Annotated in this window: 15 protein-coding genes and 1 riboswitch; of the genes, 7 read left to right on the plus strand and 8 right to left on the minus strand. The window is 44.0% G+C overall.

Annotated elements, in window-relative coordinates:
• The first annotated feature begins 14 nt into the window (after window positions 1-14).
• The gene (phnX, locus tag L1D37_RS02545) at window positions 15-833 is read left to right on the plus strand and encodes a phosphonoacetaldehyde hydrolase (protein WP_239846759.1); all 819 of its coding nucleotides are present in this window, start codon (window positions 15-17) and stop codon (window positions 831-833) included.
• A gap of 437 nt (window positions 834-1270) precedes the next feature.
• Entirely contained in the window at window positions 1271-2341 is a 1071-nt protein-coding gene (locus L1D37_RS02550; RefSeq protein ID WP_176679939.1) for an OmpA family protein, read from the plus strand.
• 131 nt (window positions 2342-2472) lie between these two features.
• Here the strand turns inward: L1D37_RS02550 and L1D37_RS02555 are convergent, their stop codons facing one another.
• Entirely contained in the window at window positions 2473-2871 is a 399-nt protein-coding gene (locus tag L1D37_RS02555) for an OsmC family protein (protein WP_017068628.1), read from the minus strand.
• 200 nt (window positions 2872-3071) lie between these two features.
• Between L1D37_RS02555 and msrB the strand changes: the two genes are divergently transcribed.
• Complete coding sequence (gene msrB / locus L1D37_RS02560) at window positions 3072-4214, plus strand: peptide-methionine (R)-S-oxide reductase MsrB (protein WP_239846760.1); 1143 nt, start codon at window positions 3072-3074, stop codon at window positions 4212-4214.
• Between the two features lie 131 nt (window positions 4215-4345).
• Here msrB and L1D37_RS02565 read toward each other — a convergent pair whose 3' ends face one another.
• Both L1D37_RS02565 and L1D37_RS02570 read right to left on the minus strand, forming a co-directional pair.
• Window positions 4346-5713, minus strand: a complete 1368-nt coding sequence (locus tag L1D37_RS02565) for a TrkH family potassium uptake protein (RefSeq protein WP_239846761.1) — start codon at window positions 5711-5713, stop codon at window positions 4346-4348.
• A gap of 26 nt (window positions 5714-5739) precedes the next feature.
• On the minus strand, window positions 5740-6396 hold the full coding sequence (locus L1D37_RS02570; protein ID WP_017629937.1) for a TrkA family potassium uptake protein: 657 nt from the start codon (window positions 6394-6396) through the stop codon (window positions 5740-5742).
• A 186-nt stretch (window positions 6397-6582) separates the two neighbouring features.
• On the opposite strand from L1D37_RS02570, the gene L1D37_RS02575 reads away from it, so the two are divergent.
• From L1D37_RS02575 to L1D37_RS02585, 3 genes are all read left to right on the plus strand, one after another.
• Window positions 6583-7698 carry a mechanosensitive ion channel family protein gene (locus tag L1D37_RS02575; RefSeq protein ID WP_239846762.1) on the plus strand — a complete coding sequence of 372 codons (1116 nt, stop codon included), beginning with the start codon at window positions 6583-6585 and terminating at the stop codon, window positions 7696-7698.
• A gap of 80 nt (window positions 7699-7778) precedes the next feature.
• The gene (locus tag L1D37_RS02580; protein ID WP_239846763.1) at window positions 7779-9290 is read left to right on the plus strand and encodes a mannose-1-phosphate guanylyltransferase/mannose-6-phosphate isomerase; all 1512 of its coding nucleotides are present in this window, start codon (window positions 7779-7781) and stop codon (window positions 9288-9290) included.
• Complete coding sequence (locus tag L1D37_RS02585) at window positions 9287-10711, plus strand: phosphomannomutase CpsG (RefSeq protein WP_239846764.1); 1425 nt, start codon at window positions 9287-9289, stop codon at window positions 10709-10711. Before L1D37_RS02580 ends, L1D37_RS02585 begins: the two co-directional genes overlap by 4 nt.
• 71 nt (window positions 10712-10782) lie before the next feature.
• Here the strand turns inward: L1D37_RS02585 and L1D37_RS02590 are convergent, their stop codons facing one another.
• From L1D37_RS02590 to L1D37_RS02610, 5 genes are all read right to left on the minus strand, one after another.
• Window positions 10783-11190, minus strand: coding sequence for a hypothetical protein (locus L1D37_RS02590; protein WP_239846765.1), 408 nt, complete (start codon window positions 11188-11190; stop codon window positions 10783-10785).
• Window positions 11191-11369: 179 nt separating this feature from the next.
• Window positions 11370-12422 (minus strand): 3-deoxy-7-phosphoheptulonate synthase AroG, encoded by a 1053-nt coding sequence (aroG, locus tag L1D37_RS02595; protein ID WP_239846766.1) that lies wholly within the window; start codon window positions 12420-12422, stop codon window positions 11370-11372.
• Between the two features lie 313 nt (window positions 12423-12735).
• Window positions 12736-12951, minus strand: a complete 216-nt coding sequence (locus L1D37_RS02600) for a DUF3820 family protein (protein WP_004730103.1) — start codon at window positions 12949-12951, stop codon at window positions 12736-12738.
• Window positions 12952-12963: 12 nt separating this feature from the next.
• Entirely contained in the window at window positions 12964-13635 is a 672-nt protein-coding gene (locus tag L1D37_RS02605) for a DUF3313 domain-containing protein (RefSeq protein ID WP_239846767.1), read from the minus strand.
• A 99-nt stretch (window positions 13636-13734) separates the two neighbouring features.
• Window positions 13735-14088, minus strand: coding sequence for a hypothetical protein (locus L1D37_RS02610; RefSeq protein ID WP_017630160.1), 354 nt, complete (start codon window positions 14086-14088; stop codon window positions 13735-13737).
• A gap of 323 nt (window positions 14089-14411) precedes the next feature.
• Window positions 14412-14501: riboswitch (cyclic di-GMP riboswitch) on the plus strand.
• 72 nt (window positions 14502-14573) lie between these two features.
• On the opposite strand from L1D37_RS02610, the gene gbpA reads away from it, so the two are divergent.
• Window positions 14574-16040 carry an N-acetylglucosamine-binding protein GbpA gene (gene gbpA / locus L1D37_RS02615; protein WP_239846768.1) on the plus strand — a complete coding sequence of 489 codons (1467 nt, stop codon included), beginning with the start codon at window positions 14574-14576 and terminating at the stop codon, window positions 16038-16040.
• The last annotated feature ends 52 nt before the right edge of the window (window positions 16041-16092 follow it).

A 16092-nucleotide genomic window follows, 5' to 3' on the forward strand; every position in this document is an offset into this window, starting at 1 on the left:
AATAGGACACTATTATGAACACAACATCACCTATCCAAGCGGTTATCTTTGACTGGGCTGGCACTATCGTTGATTTTGGGTCGTTTGCTCCAACTAGCATCTTCGTTGAAGCATTCAAACAAGGTTTCGACTTTGACATCGACTTAGCTGAAGCTCGAGAACCTATGGGTATCGGTAAATGGGACCATATCCAAGCGGTGGGTCGAATCCCTGCGGTTGATGCTCGTTGGAATGTCCAGTTCAGACGCTCTATGACCAGTGAAGACGTTGATGCGATCTACGCGGCATTCATGCCTCTTCAAAAAGCGAAAGTAGCCGACCACGCAGCGCCAATTTTAAACGCGATTGAAGTGGTGAATGACCTTAAAGATAAGAACGTGAAGATCGGTTCTTGTTCAGGCTACCCACGCGCAGTGATGGATGTGTTGATTCCTGCTGCCGCAGATTATGGCTACCGACCAGACAACGTAGTTGCAACGGATGACTTACCTCAAGGCGGTCGCCCTGCTCCATTCATGGCGCTTAAAAACGTCATTGACCTAGGTGTAACGAACGTTGCAGCGTGTGTGAAAGTGGATGACGCAGCACCGGGTATCGATGAAGGTCACAATGCAGGCATGTGGACGGTAGGCCTTGTTCTATCAGGTAACGAGGCTGGATTAACGTACCAAGAATACTTAGACGCAGACGAAGCAACACTGGCAGCAGCACGTGAAAAAGCGAGCGTGAAGCTAAATAAATCAAACCCTCACTACCTGATCGATACTATTGCAGACTTACCTAGTGTGATTACAGATATCGAGAAACGTTTATTGGCGGGTGAGCGCCCGTAAACAAGGTCGAGCTATTCACGTGATGCAAAACGTGAAAAGGCCGCTACAGATCCAATTCAAATCCCTATCTAATCATGTACTCAACCGAGTTAAACATGTTGGATGGGGATTTTGCGTTTATAAGCATGATAAAGCGCAAGTTTTTTACTTATTCCCCTCAAAGTCACTGGCAAATGCACGAGGCTAGGCTATAGCTTTAAATATAGGCATTCCAATAAATGATAAAATTAATAATAAAAGCCATCTAAATGTATAATATCTAACAATTTCATTGACTCCAATACGCAATCAGATTAACAATATAAGTACTGAGAAAGAAATAGGTTCAGCTGAACCAACACCTTGATTTACTTATTATAAGCAGTGTCGTAACCCAATAAGTGATCGTTTTACTGGTAAGTTCAGATAACAATAAGAGTTAATCCAAGGATAAGATTATGAAAAAACTGTCGAAAATCATGTGTGCTGTTGTTGCCGCTTCAGGCCTAGCAGCAGCACCTTCTATCGCTGCTACAACTTATGTTGGTGCTAAAGTGGGCGTGGGCTGGTTAGATAGCGCATGCGTAAGCGGTGAAAAATGTGATGATGATGCAATCGGTGCTGGTATCTACTCTGGCTACAATTTTAATGACAAGTTTGGTATTGAGCTAAGCTCTGACTTCCTTGGTGATTACAAAACAAGCTTTTCAAAGAACGGCACAACAGCTGCGTTCAGCGATCCACTAATCGCAATCTCACTAACGCCAATGTACCGCCTTCCAGTACAACAAGAGTTTGACGTATTCTTCAAAGCAGGTCCTGCTTACATCTCTCACGGTGGGGAAGATGACGTTGTACTTTCTGCTGGTATCGGTGTAGAGAAGCAGCTTTCTTCTGATTGGGCACTACGTGTTGAATACCAATACTTTGATGACTTCGACGACAACTTCGTTCAAGACCTAAACTCGAACCTATTGTCTGTTGGTGTTAGCTACAACTTCGGTACTGGTAACACAACTGCTTCAGCGGCGGCAGCAGCAGCTTCTGCGGTAGCAGTGACTCAAGCTCCATCTGAGCCAATCACAGAGCCTGCAGTTGTTGTTGAAGAGAAAAGTACTGTTGTTGTGACTAAAGCACAAACAGAGAGCTACTCTCAAGAAATGTTCGCAACTAACAGCACTGAGCTGTCTACAGACGGTAAGATTGCACTACAACCTCTAGTTGAAGTTCTAAAAGCTCACCCTCAATCGACTGTTGTTGTTGTTGGTCACACTGACTCAACAGGCGCTGCTGAATACAACATGATGATCTCTAAGAAACGTGCTGCTGCAGTTGCTGCACACATCGAAGAACAAGGTATCGAAGCTGAACGTATCACTGCTACAGGTGAAGGTGAAGAGAACCCAGTTGCATCAAATGATACAGCTGAAGGTCGTGCTCAAAACCGTCGTGTTGACGCAACGATCCCTGGTTTCGAATACCAAGAAGAAGTACAAGTTGAAGAAGTTATCGTAGAAACTGCTGAATAATAGCACTCTACCTTAGCCGAAATAATAAGGGCGGAGCACTCAAAGTGCTCCGCCCTTTTCTTTATCTGTCTTTACTAATAAGCCGTAAGCCGAAAAGTACCGACCCCAAGCTAAGCTATACAAACCGAAAACTAAACGATTTCCCAGCTGTGAGTCATTTCTACGCCAGCACCTAACATTAGACATACTGAACAGTATTTTTCTAACGAATCAGCACATACTTTAGCCACCAACTCAGGATCTAGGTTGTCACCAGACACTTCAAAGTGAATGTTAATCACGGTAAAGATTTTTGGTGCTGTTTCACGACGTGTCGTTTCAAGTTTTGCATTACAGCCTGTGATGTTCTGGCCTGCAGATTTCAAACCATCTACGACATCAACAGAGCTACAACCACCAGCGGCCATAAGGACCATTTCCATTGGGCTTGGCGCGGTTGCACCACCACTGCCATCCATTACTACAGAATGGCCAGATTGAGATTGACCTAGGAATTTAAAGCCTTCGACCCATTTAACTTCTGCTTGCATGTTGTTCCTTAGATGTACGATAACCGCCATCACTGTCTATTATTGGATATCAATACTGACACCCTACTACTGGCGGCATTTATGAGCAAGATTTTCTCGGCGACATATTTTTTTGTGAATGATGCAATTTTTTCCATCTAAAACCTGTCTCTATTCGTACATTCAAAATCGAATGAGAAGAACGTCAAGATGAGGTATCTATGAATAAATTATCTAAAATATTGGTATCACTCGTGGTTGCGCTACCACTGATTTCGCTGTTTGTAAGCCAGACTGGCACTGCCAATACAATGGATAAAACGGCTAATTCAGGTAAAAGTGAAATCGCGACACTGGCTGGTGGTTGTTTTTGGTGTACGGAGTCCGATCTAGAGAAACTAAAAGGCGTGTCCGACGTTATCTCTGGATACTCTGGTGGTGAACTGGAAAACCCAACCTACAAACAGGTTTCTTCGGGTAAATCGGGTCACATCGAAGTAATCAACGTGACCTATAACCCAGATGTGGTTAGCTATGAACAGGTTCTTGACCAATTCTTCCGACACATCGACCCAACAGATGACAAAGGATCATTCGTAGACAGAGGCCCTCAATATCGACCTGCTATTTTCTACCATAACCAAGAGCAAAAAGACGTCGCTCAAAACTTCATGATGGAGATCGACAAGGCTCAGATCTTTGGTGAACCACTTAAGACAGAACTGATTGAGTTTGAGAAGTTCTGGCCAGCAGAAGATTATCACCAAGATTACTACAAGAAGAGCAAGGTTCGTTATAACTACTACCGCTACGCATCAGGTCGTGACCAGTACTTAGATAAAATCTTCGGGGACGATAGAAAGGATAACCCACAAACACTCCGTCAGATCATCGATGGTAAGAATGCGACAGCCAATGCTAAAACCTACGTTAAGCCGTCTGATGGAGAGATCAAAGCCAAGCTAACGGCACTTCAATACGACGTAACACAAGATGACGCGACAGAACGCCCGTTTGATAACAAATACTGGGATAACAAACAGGAAGGTATCTACGTCGACATCGTTACTGGTGAGCCGCTGTTCTCTTCAAAAGACAAATACAAATCAGGTACAGGTTGGCCGAGCTTCACACAGCCAATCAGTGAGGCTTACGTGGTAACTACGACTGACTACAAGTTGCTTTACCCAAGAACAGAGGTCCGTAGTAAATTTGGTGACTCTCACCTAGGTCATGTATTTAAAGATGGCCCTAAACCTACAGGTTTACGTTACTGCATGAACTCAGCCGCAATGCGCTTTATCCCAGCGGATAAATTAGCAGAAGAAGGTTACGAAGAATACGTTGAGATGTTTGAGGGCTAATCACAGACTCAATCCCAACTCGTTCAATTCACCAACAGTATTCTATTCATAAACAACAAAGCCAGCATATCGCTGGCTTTCGTTTTTCTAGCGCATTAAAAAGAAGGGTTAACCCTAGTCTGTTAACATTATTAACCCGTTAACACAGTATCTTCTGGATACTTGAGTAAAGAAGGTTCTGGACGAGCTAACATATACGCTAGAGTCAGCGGACCAATACGCCCGATGACCATCACAACAATCATGATGTACTTGCCAGGCTCCGTTAGGTTCGCAGTTAATCCAGCAGTTAACCCTACTGTTGCAAACGCAGAGATCACCTCAAACATGACTCGATCAAAGGCGGCTTTTTCGGTAAGCATCAACAAAAACATTGCGATGGTTAATAGCGCCCCACTAACCACAATAATGGCCAATGACTTGGTTACCGCTTGCCAAGTGACAGTGCGCTTAAACATCACTACATGCTTCTTCTGACGCAAGAAGGTCCAAGTCGCGACAAAGGCAACAGCAAAGGTTGATACCTTAATACCACCACCTGTTGAGGTAGAGCCAGCACCAATCAGCATCAACACGATCATCACCAATAAAGCAGGCTGTGTGTATTGAGATAAATCGACACTGTTAAAGCCAGCAGTACGAGCACTTGCTGATTGGAAAAATGCCGCAAGCCACTGTCCTTGAACCGATAGACCTTCCATGGTCGCGGAGTTGCTTCTCTCCAACAACCAGAACAATATCGTACCCACTAACAGTAGAGTCGGTGTTGCAGTCAGCATTATCTTGGTATGTAAATGTAGATGTCTGAAACCTTTACGCCAATTACTGGATAGGTCACCCACTACCGTGAAGCCTAAACCACCAAAAATGAACAGAGCCGCGAGCGTAAAAATCACTAATGGGTCGTCAACAAAGCTCATCATACTGTCTGAAAACAGAGCAAAGCCTGCGTTATTGAAGGCTGATATTGCATGAAAAAGTGCGTAAAAACTTCCTGTTGCCCATCCCATTTCAGGAACCCATCGGAAACAGAGCAATACAAAGCCAATGAATTCAGCGACTAACGCAAAGATGATGATCTTCTTGACCAGTTTTCGAAGGTTGATTTTTCGATCTTGTCCCAATGCTTCTTTCGCTAAGGCTTGTTGCTTCAAGCTTAATCGAACACCAAACATATAGAGCAGTACCGCAGATAGAGTCATCTGCCCTAACCCGCCCACTTGCATCAAGAACATCAGTAAGATTTTACCAGCCAGAGTAAAGTGTTCGCCCGTATCAACAACACCTAAACCTGTCACACTGATCGCGGAAGTCGCGGTAAACAACGCATCCGTAAAGCTAAGCCCTGTAACAGAGAAAACAGGCATCGTTAGCAATATGGCCGAAGGGATAAGAACACCTAAGAAACTAGTCAGAATAATCTTAGGTTCAGAGCCTTTACGTGGCTTTTCATCTCTCTTAAGCGTGTAGAAAGTACCTTTTCGTTTTAACGAATTCATACTAATACCTTATGACCTATCGCCGGTTACCAATTACGTAGCTTTCTAGACAAGGTCTCTTTCGGCCCTGCAATGATAACGACATCACCGATTTCTAAACTCACATCCAACTCAGGTGCTTTGGTTAGGTTTGGGCCACGCTTGAAGCCAAGAACTTCAACGCCAGTCTCTTTACACAGCTTGAGTTCGCGAAGCTGCTTACCTAACAACTTGGCACCGATAACAATTTCGGTCATCGCTAAACCACTACCTAGGTCGATAAACTCAAGAACGCGTCTATCCAACATCTTACGTGCCACACGAATACCCATATCGCGCTCTGGCATGATGATATGGTCAGCACCAATCTTAGATAGGATCTTGCCGTGGAACTTATCGTTCGCCTTCACCCAGACGGCTTTTGCGCCTGACTCTTTCACCACCAAAGTGGTTAGAATGCTAGAGTTCACATCCGAGCCAATCGACACCATCACCATGTCATAATCGTCTAGCCTTAACTCTTTTACCGTCTCTTCGCTCGTACAGTTCGCAACAATCGCTTGTGAAACAAAAGCCGCAGCTTCTTTCACTCGCTCTTCATCAATATCGACGGCTAGTACCTGTGCCCCTGAACTTTGCAGCTCTTTGCATACAGATAACCCAAAACGCCCTAAACCGATAACTGCATATTGTTTGTCGCTCATTTGAAATCCTGTTGAGAAATTTTAATTACACGGGATAGCCAAACCTACATTAGTTTCTATCTCAAAAAAAGTTAGTTTTTCAATAATAAGGTTATACTAGTGTCATAATCGCTTGATTTATAAAGGTAGAGAACAACTCGAGTTTCTGCTAATTTCCAATTCATAATTTCTGCGGCAGCACACACAATGAATGAATTCTTAACCCAAGTACAAACCTACATTAACCAGAGCCATAGTGATTGGGCGAACAGTGTCCTGTTCATCACTATTGCAAGTTTTCTTGCTTGGGTAGCTTGGCGAATTATCCACAATCGTTTAGAAATTCTGGTTCAGAAAACCCCTTTTCACTGGGATGACCTGCTACTAGAAGCACTGAAAACCCCAGTCAGCACGTTACTTTGGTGTTGGCCAGCTACGGTCTCTATCGGGCTGATCCTCCAAGACCAGTTTGGCAATGAAATCAACTGGTTAAAGACGCTAAAGCACATATTAATCATATGTACCTTCGTTTGGTTTACCTTACGAATGATCACCAACACTGAAGCATATGTCTTAGAACAAAAAACCAGAGACGAAACCACAGTACAAGCTATCGCAAAAGTCGCTCGCCTATTCTTTATGGTGATGGGTGGTCTGACGATCATGCAGGCATTTGGGCTCAGCCTATCAGGCTTGCTCACCTTTGGTGGTGTGGGCGGTTTGATTGTCGGTTTAGCAGCAAAAGACCTGCTATCGAATTTCTTTGGCGGGATGATGATTTACTTCGACCGTCCTTTTAAAGTCGGCGATTGGATTCGATCTCCCGATCGTCAAATCGAAGGTACCGTCGAACGTATCGGCTGGCGCATGACTATTATTCGCACCTTCGATAAACGCCCATTGTACGTACCAAACTCGGTTTTCAGTAACATTGTGGTGGAGAACCCATCGCGAATGCTGAACCGCCGAATCAATGAAACCTTCGGGCTTCGTTATCAAGATGCGAGCAAGCTGGCTCTCATCGTGGATGACGTAAAAGCCATGCTTGAAACGCACCCTGATATCGATGCTAAGCAGACGCTCATCGTTAACTTTGATAAGTTTGGTCCATCAACGCTTAACTTCTTTATCTACACCTTCACCAAAACCGTCAACTGGGTGAGATACCATGAAGTTAAGCAAGATGTGTTGCTGCAGGTGCTATCCATTATTCACAAGCACAATGCGGATATCGCGTTCCCAACTCAAACACTCAAAATCGACCCGCAAGGTTTTAACGAAGCTCAGGACATGGTCACTTCCAATCCAGAAGGTCATCGATAAGTAAATTTCTTATCGATCAATAATAACGGTGAAGCGTGGTAACATGGCGCCAGTATTTTAAGGCACCCAATTAACACGATATGATTTTACCTGTCATTCTAGCTGGCGGCTCTGGTAGCCGCCTCTGGCCACTGTCTCGCGAGCTTTATCCTAAGCAATTCCTCAATATTGCTGGCGAACAATCGATGCTCCAACAAACCCTTTTTCGTTTGCAAGGCCTTGAAGCTCACTTAAGTGATACCGAGTGTGCCGCTCCCTTCATTATCTGTAACGAAGAACACCGCTTTATTGCTGCGGAACAAGCTCGATCGGCTAACATCCAACACAGTGGTATTCTGCTAGAGCCTGTAGGTCGAAACACAGCGCCCGCCATCGCACTCGCAGCTTTACAGGCCTTAGGTCACTCGCACAGCAACCAACAGAACGAGCCAGATCCAGTATTGTTGGTTCTAGCAGCCGATCATCACATCGCCCAAACGACCGACTTTCAGCAAACGGTAGCGAGAGGTATCGAATACGCGAAACAAGGCAAACTCGTCACATTTGGTGTTACTCCGAACGCACCAGAAACGGGTTATGGTTATATCAAGCAAGGAGAGCCTCTCTCCCAAAGTGCTTATGCGATTGAGTGTTTCGTTGAAAAGCCCGACATAGCAACTGCGGAGCAGTACATTGATTCGGGGCAGTACCTATGGAACAGCGGTATGTTCATGTTTAGAGCATCACGCTACCTTGAAGAACTTGCTGAACATCGTCCAGAGATCTTAGCGGCCTGTAAACTTGCTCTCGCAACGCAAAACACCGACCTCGACTTTATCCGTATTGACGCCGAAGCATTCAAAAGCAGCCCGAGCGACTCTATCGACTATGCCGTGATGGAAAAAACTTCACACGCTGCAGTAATTCCTATGGATGTCGGTTGGAACGACATTGGCTCGTGGTCTGCGATTTGGGATGTCAGTGACAAGGATGAGCACAACAACGTGATTGAAGGCGATGTATTGACTGTCGATTCTCAGCACAACTATATCCATGCTGAAAATAAACTGGTTGCGACTGTGGGTGTCGAAAACCTGATTATTGTCGAAACCAAAGACGCGATATTGGTTGCGAACAAAGACAAAGTTCAGGGTGTGAAATCAATTGTTAGCCAGCTAAACCAAGCTGGTCGCACAGAACATGTTCATCACCGTGAGGTGTTTAGACCTTGGGGTAAATACGATGTAATCGACCTAGGCAAGCGCGACAAAGTAAAACGTATCACCGTAAAACCCGGTCACAAGCTATCGTTACAGATGCATCACCATAGAGCGGAACACTGGGTTGTCGTAGCGGGCATCGCAAAGGTGACCAATGATGAGAAAACTTACCTAGTCGAAGAAGACCAATCCACCTACATTCCGCTAGGACACGTACATAGCCTAGAAAACCCAGGTGGACTGCCACTCGAAATGATCGAAGTACAAACCGGCAGCCATTTGAGTGAAGACGACATCATTCGGTATCAAGACAGCTATGGTCGAGACGTGAAATGCGAACAGTCCGACCCGTCTCAAATCACAAATCGAACTAAAGCAGCGACAAATCGATGAAATCAACATTAGACCTAAGCTGCTTTAAGAATAACGATATCCGCGGCATCATTGGTGAACAAATCAATGAACATTTAGCCTTTCTGCTTGGAAAGGCATTTGGCGAACACGTACTTTGTGCTTCAGCTGAAACGTCACTCGATGGCTCAGCTCAGGTAGTGATTGGCCGTGATAACCGCGAAACGTCCCTTTCATTACAAAAAGCTATCACCAAAGGCTTAAACGAATCTGGAATAAGCGTAATCGACCTCGGTATGACAGGTACTGAAGAGATTTACTTTGCAACTCGCCACCTTCGTGCCATTGGGGGAATCCAAATTACGGCTAGCCACAACCCAATCAATTACAACGGAATGAAATTAGTAAGTATTGACGCTAGCCCTATCAGCAAAGACAACGGCTTAGATCAAATCAAACAACGCATTGAGGTTCTGGTTCAAGAGCTAAACAGCGGTTTACCTATCAGTCGCGTACAACCCTCTTATTCTTGTAAAACGGCCAGTATTCTTGCTCCATACGTCGAGCACTTACTCTCGTATATAACCCCATCAAAGCTGTCACCGATGAAGATTGTGGTTAACGCAGGAAACGGCATTGCAGGGCATGTCATTGACGAGTTAGAGAAGAAGTTTAACGAACTGAATGTTCCTATCTCTTTCATCAAAATTCATCACACTCCAGATGGCAAGTTCCCAAACGGTATTCCAAACCCCTTAATCAAAGAAAACCAGATTGCGACACGAGATGCTGTGCTAGCTCATTCTGCAGACCTAGGTATCGCATGGGATGGAGATTTCGACCGTTGCTTTTTCTTCGATGAACAAGGCAATTACATTGAGGGTTACTATATCGTTGGTCTGCTCACCGAAGCATTCTTACTGAAAGAGCATAGCGCCACGGTGTTGCACGATATGCGTATGACATGGAATACGATTGAAGTTGCTGACAAGCTTGGTGGGAACGCTGTTGGCGTCAAAGCTGGGCATGCTCTGATTAAAGAGAAGATGCGAGAACTGAATGCGGTTTACGGTGGAGAAATGAGTGCACATCACTACTTCCGTGATTTTGGCTATTGCGACTCGGGAATGATTCCTTGGCTGTTAGTGATTGAGTTGATCAGTAAAACTCAACAATCTCTCCACCAACTCATCAGATCAAGCAAGAACAAATTCCCTTCTTCAGGCGAGATTAACCGCGAGGTAGTAAACCCTGAGCAAGTTATGGATCGAGTATTGTCACGTTACCGAGAAAGTGCTGTAGACATCGATCATACCGATGGAATCAGTATCAACATGGGCGAATGGCGTTTCAACTTAAGAAAGTCCAATACCGAACCATTAATACGCCTTAACGTAGAAACCAGACAAGATAGAACTTTGTTGTCACAAAAAGTGGAAGAGCTACTTCACCTAATCAAATAGGATTACCTTGTCATTGTCTAAATAAACAAAAGCCGCAAATGATTGCGGCTTTCTCAGGTAAGCAAACAGTACTATTTGAGCTGTCTAGCAGTATAACTTTCGCTCGTCACGCCAGAGCCTTTGCGCTTTTTCATTGTAACTTTTACTGAACGTTTAGCATCAGCAACATCATAGCGAATCGCTTGACCCAAGAACTTGTCGTTGCGTTTGAGTTCTCTGGCTTCCAACTTGATCGTTTTGTTACCGCGGTTCACATCGCAACGGTAATCCCAATCGTTATTGCCATCTTTCAAACTAAGTAGAATACGCTGATTGCTTTTTCCTGACGTCGCTTTAATGCCACGAGGTTGCTTGTCAATCGCTAGAGCAAGGCCAGCTTTACACAGTTGCTCAGTGTTAAAGCCAGTTGCGGCTTGTACATTTGATATAGAAAACGTGTTTACTGCAATTAATACAACACTCGCCAATACTGCTTTCATTGATACGACTCTTCAGTTTATGGAACACCACACCATTTAACCATTCACTATGCGATAAGTAAATAAATTTATAGTATGACAAACCCTAAAATGACAAATCCGTAAAAAAGCCCTTACTAGCAACGACTAATAAGGGCTTCGAATTTTCATTAACTCAGTGGTTGATTGTAATGATCAACCTACTTGTTGCGGCGAGCTTCAACAGCATCTGCCAATTGACGAAGTACGGTTTCAGTATCTTCCCAACCAATACAAGCATCAGTAATCGACTGACCGTATGTTGCAGCTTTGCCGTCGACTAAGTCTTGGCGACCTTCCACTAGGTGAGATTCGATCATCACACCGAAGATAGCTTTATCGCCACCAGAGATCTGTGCGCTTACGTCATCAGATACGTTCATTTGACGTTTAAACTGCTTAGAGCTGTTTGCGTGGCTGAAGTCGATCATCACCTTCTGTGGAAGACCTGAAGCTGCTAGCTCTCCTTTGATCTTACCAACGTGCTCGGCGCTGTAGTTTGGCTCTTTACCACCGCGTAGGATGATATGACAATCAGGGTTACCTGCTGTCTCAACGATAGCTGAGTGGCCGTATTTAGTTACAGATAAGAAGTGGTGAGAAGCGCTAGCAGAACGAATTGCGTCTGTTGCGATCTTAATGTTGCCATCTGTACCATTCTTAAAGCCAACAGGACAAGACAGACCAGAAGCCAGTTCACGGTGAACTTGAGATTCAGTAGTACGTGCGCCGATTGCACCCCAGCTAATTAGGTCAGCAACGTATTGAGGTGTGATCATATCTAGGAATTCACTTGCTGTCGGCATGCCCATGTCTGTTAGATCAAGCAGTAGCTTACGTCCTAGACGAAGACCATCATTAAGCTTAAATGTGTCGTCCATGTACGGGTCATTGATCAGACCTTTCCAACCAACGGTTGTACGTGGCTTTTCAAAGTAAACGCGCATTACGATTTCAAGCTTATCGCCTAGTTCGTCGCGTAGCACTTTCAAACGCTTACCGTACTCAAGAGCAGCTTCAGTGTCATGAATAGAACATGGACCTACAATAACGAGCAAGCGATCATCGCTTTCTTCTAAAATATTGTGAATCGCTTTACGGCTTTCAAAGGTTGTAGAAGAAGCAATTTCTGTCGCTGGAAACTTTTCTAAAACAGCAACAGGTGGTAATAACTCTTTTACTTTGTTAATTCTTACATCATCAGTCTGGAACATTGCTTACTTCTTCCTATTTTCTATCCTTGAGCTGAATGTACGTTGTCTCACGTAACTTTCCATCAGCACATATCTTCTTGTTCCCTGTAACTTAACTAGTAAAAACTCTAGTTTCAATCACTAATTTAAAAAAAACGCAATTTTTTTTGTGTTTTATATTTAAAACACCCCGTATAACATTATTTACACGCTATCGATTGCGCAATTTAAGGCAGGATAAGATTATATGTTGTGCGAATTGTTCTATGAACCTAATCCACTACTGAAGCTGAAAACAAAAAAGCTCACGTAATTAGCGTGAGCTTTAATTTAATTACATTCTTTTCAATGGCTTGACGACACTGTCAAGCCCTTCAATTTTCAGAGCCAGGCACAGCTTTAATAGGTCACCCAGTTCACCAGACGGAAATCCTTTTTTATCGAACCACAGCAAATATTCTTCAGGTAAATCGATCAATGTACGACCAGCGTATTTACCAAAAGGCATCTGCATTCTGGCAAGTTTGATGAGGTTCTCTTTTTCTAGCATTACAGGCTCTTTCTATGCGTCATCGATGTTCTGTAGAGTATCACCTAAACGTTCAACCCAATAGTTGATTGCGTCTTTGGCATCATCTAGGGAATCAATCATAGTCGAAAAGTCTTTGTTCCCGGCTTCGCGGTCGATAGCTGCGAACAGTGGTGTCCCCTCTTGAGCATCACTCACCAACAGCTCAACACTGGCGCTCCCTACGTTGGTGTGCTCACCTGTTGCCACCTTAGAAATAGTGGACATCGCAAGGCCAAATGGCAGAACGCTACTCGTCACGGCTAAGATAGGGTTTGGTGTTTCAACGTTGCTCAAGGCGATACTCAGTCGCAACGTCTTACCTGTGGGTTCGTAGACAATTGTTTTATGAGGCGATATTTTTTCTTCCAAGCGCGCAACCATGTGATCAGTCAGCTCTTTAATCTCTTCCTGATCGAGCGAACCTTCTTCTGCAAGCACAAAGATCTGGTCAATCACCACAGAATCATAATCGTCTAACTTAGATTTCAAACGTTGTGCGTCACGTAGGCCGATTCTAGCCCAAACTAAGTCAACACCACCGTCAGGGCCTGGCTGAAAATCTTCATAACTGGTGAATTTGGTTGCGGTTTTAATTGGACCGCCTGCACAACCAAACAAAAAAATGCTGGTTGCAACAAGCAAGAGAAGTTTTAAAGGTTTCATAGCGCACTTACGTTAAAGAGAAGAATCTAACTAAGTATGCCATACCCTATGTGGAAAGATTGTAGAAAAAGGGGTTAAAACTCAGAGCTAGCTCTAAAATTAGTCATGCTGCACGGTGTGAGCATACTCTACAATCACCTGGTTTCCTTCGATATAAGCGTTTTGAATCTCGCCATCAACACTCATTCTACTTTTCAAATAAACCACTTTAGGCCCAGATTCATTGCCTTCTTTCAGTGAAGGAAACACATTTCTAGGTTCTAAATGAAGTAAACGGCAAAAGTGACTGATGAAAGACATGGTCAATGGCGTCTCCCCTCTTAACACTCGTGAGAAATCAAGCTGGTTCATTCCTAGCTTTTTAGAAAATTCCATCTGTGTAATTCGCATTCGCGATTTTTGTGACATCCACGTTTGATACAACGCATCTCTGTCTTGTTCTGTGAATTCCATACCTACTCCTTTATATAATTCATACCAATCAATTGTCCGTTTTTTCATACACGACATGTCAGGGTTCGGTTAGTGGAAACCAAAGGTTTGGTTTTGATATGAGTGCAATTGTTGTACAGAACAGAACTCAAAAGCCTAAAAGCATTCACAAAAACGATTAGAGCAAATATTTTCTTTATTTATATCAATAATTTATACGTTAACTAACAAAACATATAGCAAGTTAATTTGTATTAAGAATTAAAAGTTCGAGATTAGCATTCCACATTTCAATCTATTGATTCGCATTTATAAAACTGGTTGGCTACATTCCGTTTGCTTAAACGCACTTCTGGCAAACTATTTGAAAGAATAGGACGCAAAGCCACCGGTCTGTCGACAAATATTCTGTCTATGATAGCGGGGCCGCCACTTAATAGGATTTAAGTGCACATGCATGCCGGAGTGTTCTCTTTTTTGTCGGCCAAATACAGTAAGGACAAATAATGAAACAACTCCCAAAAAAATCACTCATCGCGCTGTCGCTACTTAGCGTAAGCGGTGCAAGCTTCGGTCATGGTTATGTTTCGGCATACGATAATGGCGTTGCTGAGAGCCGTGTCGCCCTATGTAAGTTCCCTGCGAGTGACACACAACAGAAAAACACTGACTGTGGTGGTATCCAATACGAACCACAAAGTGTCGAAGGCCCTGAAGGTTTCCCTGAAGTCGGCCCTGTCGATGGAAAAATCGCCAGTGCAGAATCTTCTTTAGCGGCAGCACTAGACGAACAAACCGCAGACCGATGGATTAAACGCCCTATCAAGTCTGGTTCCCAATACTTTGAGTGGACGTTCACAGCGAACCACAAAACCCGCGATTGGAAATACTACATTACGCAACCTGACTGGAATCCAAACCAGCCTTTGGCACGCAGCTCTTTTGATTTAACGCCATTCTGTGTTGTTGAAGGCAATATGGAACAGCCACCGATGCAAGTAAGCCACTTGTGTAATGTTCCAGAGCGCGAAGGTTATCAAGTGATCCTTGCTGTATGGGATGTGGGTGACACTGCTGCAGCTTTCTACAACGTTATCGATGTGAAATTTGATGGCGACGGCCCTATCATCCCGGATTGGGATCAAGGTGGTCAGATCAACCCAACTCAAGACCTGAACGTTGGTGATGCGGTTTACACTCGTGTCTTCGACCAGTCTGGTGAGAACGCTTCATACAGCACTGAGCTAGTGATTGAAAGCAACGAGCAAGGCAAAGCAAACAACTGGTCTTACGCACTTGCCTCTAAGATCAACCAAGAGCAGACACAAATCAAAGCAGGTCAATTAAACGGCCAAGGCGATTTCGCTCCTGTATACGGTTCGAACCCTATTTACTTAAAATCAGGTTCAGGCTTTAACAGCGTAGAGATCGGTTACAAGATTGATACTCCAGAACCAGACCATGAGCTAGAAGTAACAGGTTTAGAGTCTGAGTACATTATTGATGAAAACCAGCCAACACAGCTTGATCTTACTCTTGCAGCAACAGGCGATATTCAAGCTGAATTGACTGTGTACAACCATCATCGTGAAGCACTTGCTTCTCAAAAATCTGAATTAGCAGACGGACAAGTGGAAGATGTTCAACTGACTTTGTCTAAATCAGAAGCTGGCCACCACATGCTTGTGGTTGTGACGAAAGATGACCAAGGTAACTTAGTGGATCAGAACACGCTTGATTTCCACCTGATGGATGAGCAAACACCGCCACCAGCGGGCGATTACGACTTCGTATTCCCTGAAAGCATTGAGTCTTACACAGCGGGAACTACAGTACTAAGCAGCGATGGTAGCGTTTATCAGTGTAAAGAGTTCCCATACTCTGGTTACTGTGTTCAATGGGCTCCAACAGCAACTCAGTACGAACCAGGTGTAGGTTCACACTGGCAAGATGCTTGGAACAAAGTGGACTAATTGATCACTAGAAACTGACTCTTAATAGATAAGAGTGAGTAATCAACCAAAC

Origin of the sequence: Vibrio sp. Isolate33, from assembly GCF_022397895.1 — a bacterium.
Taxonomy (GTDB): Bacteria; Pseudomonadota; Gammaproteobacteria; order Enterobacterales; family Vibrionaceae; genus Vibrio; species Vibrio pomeroyi.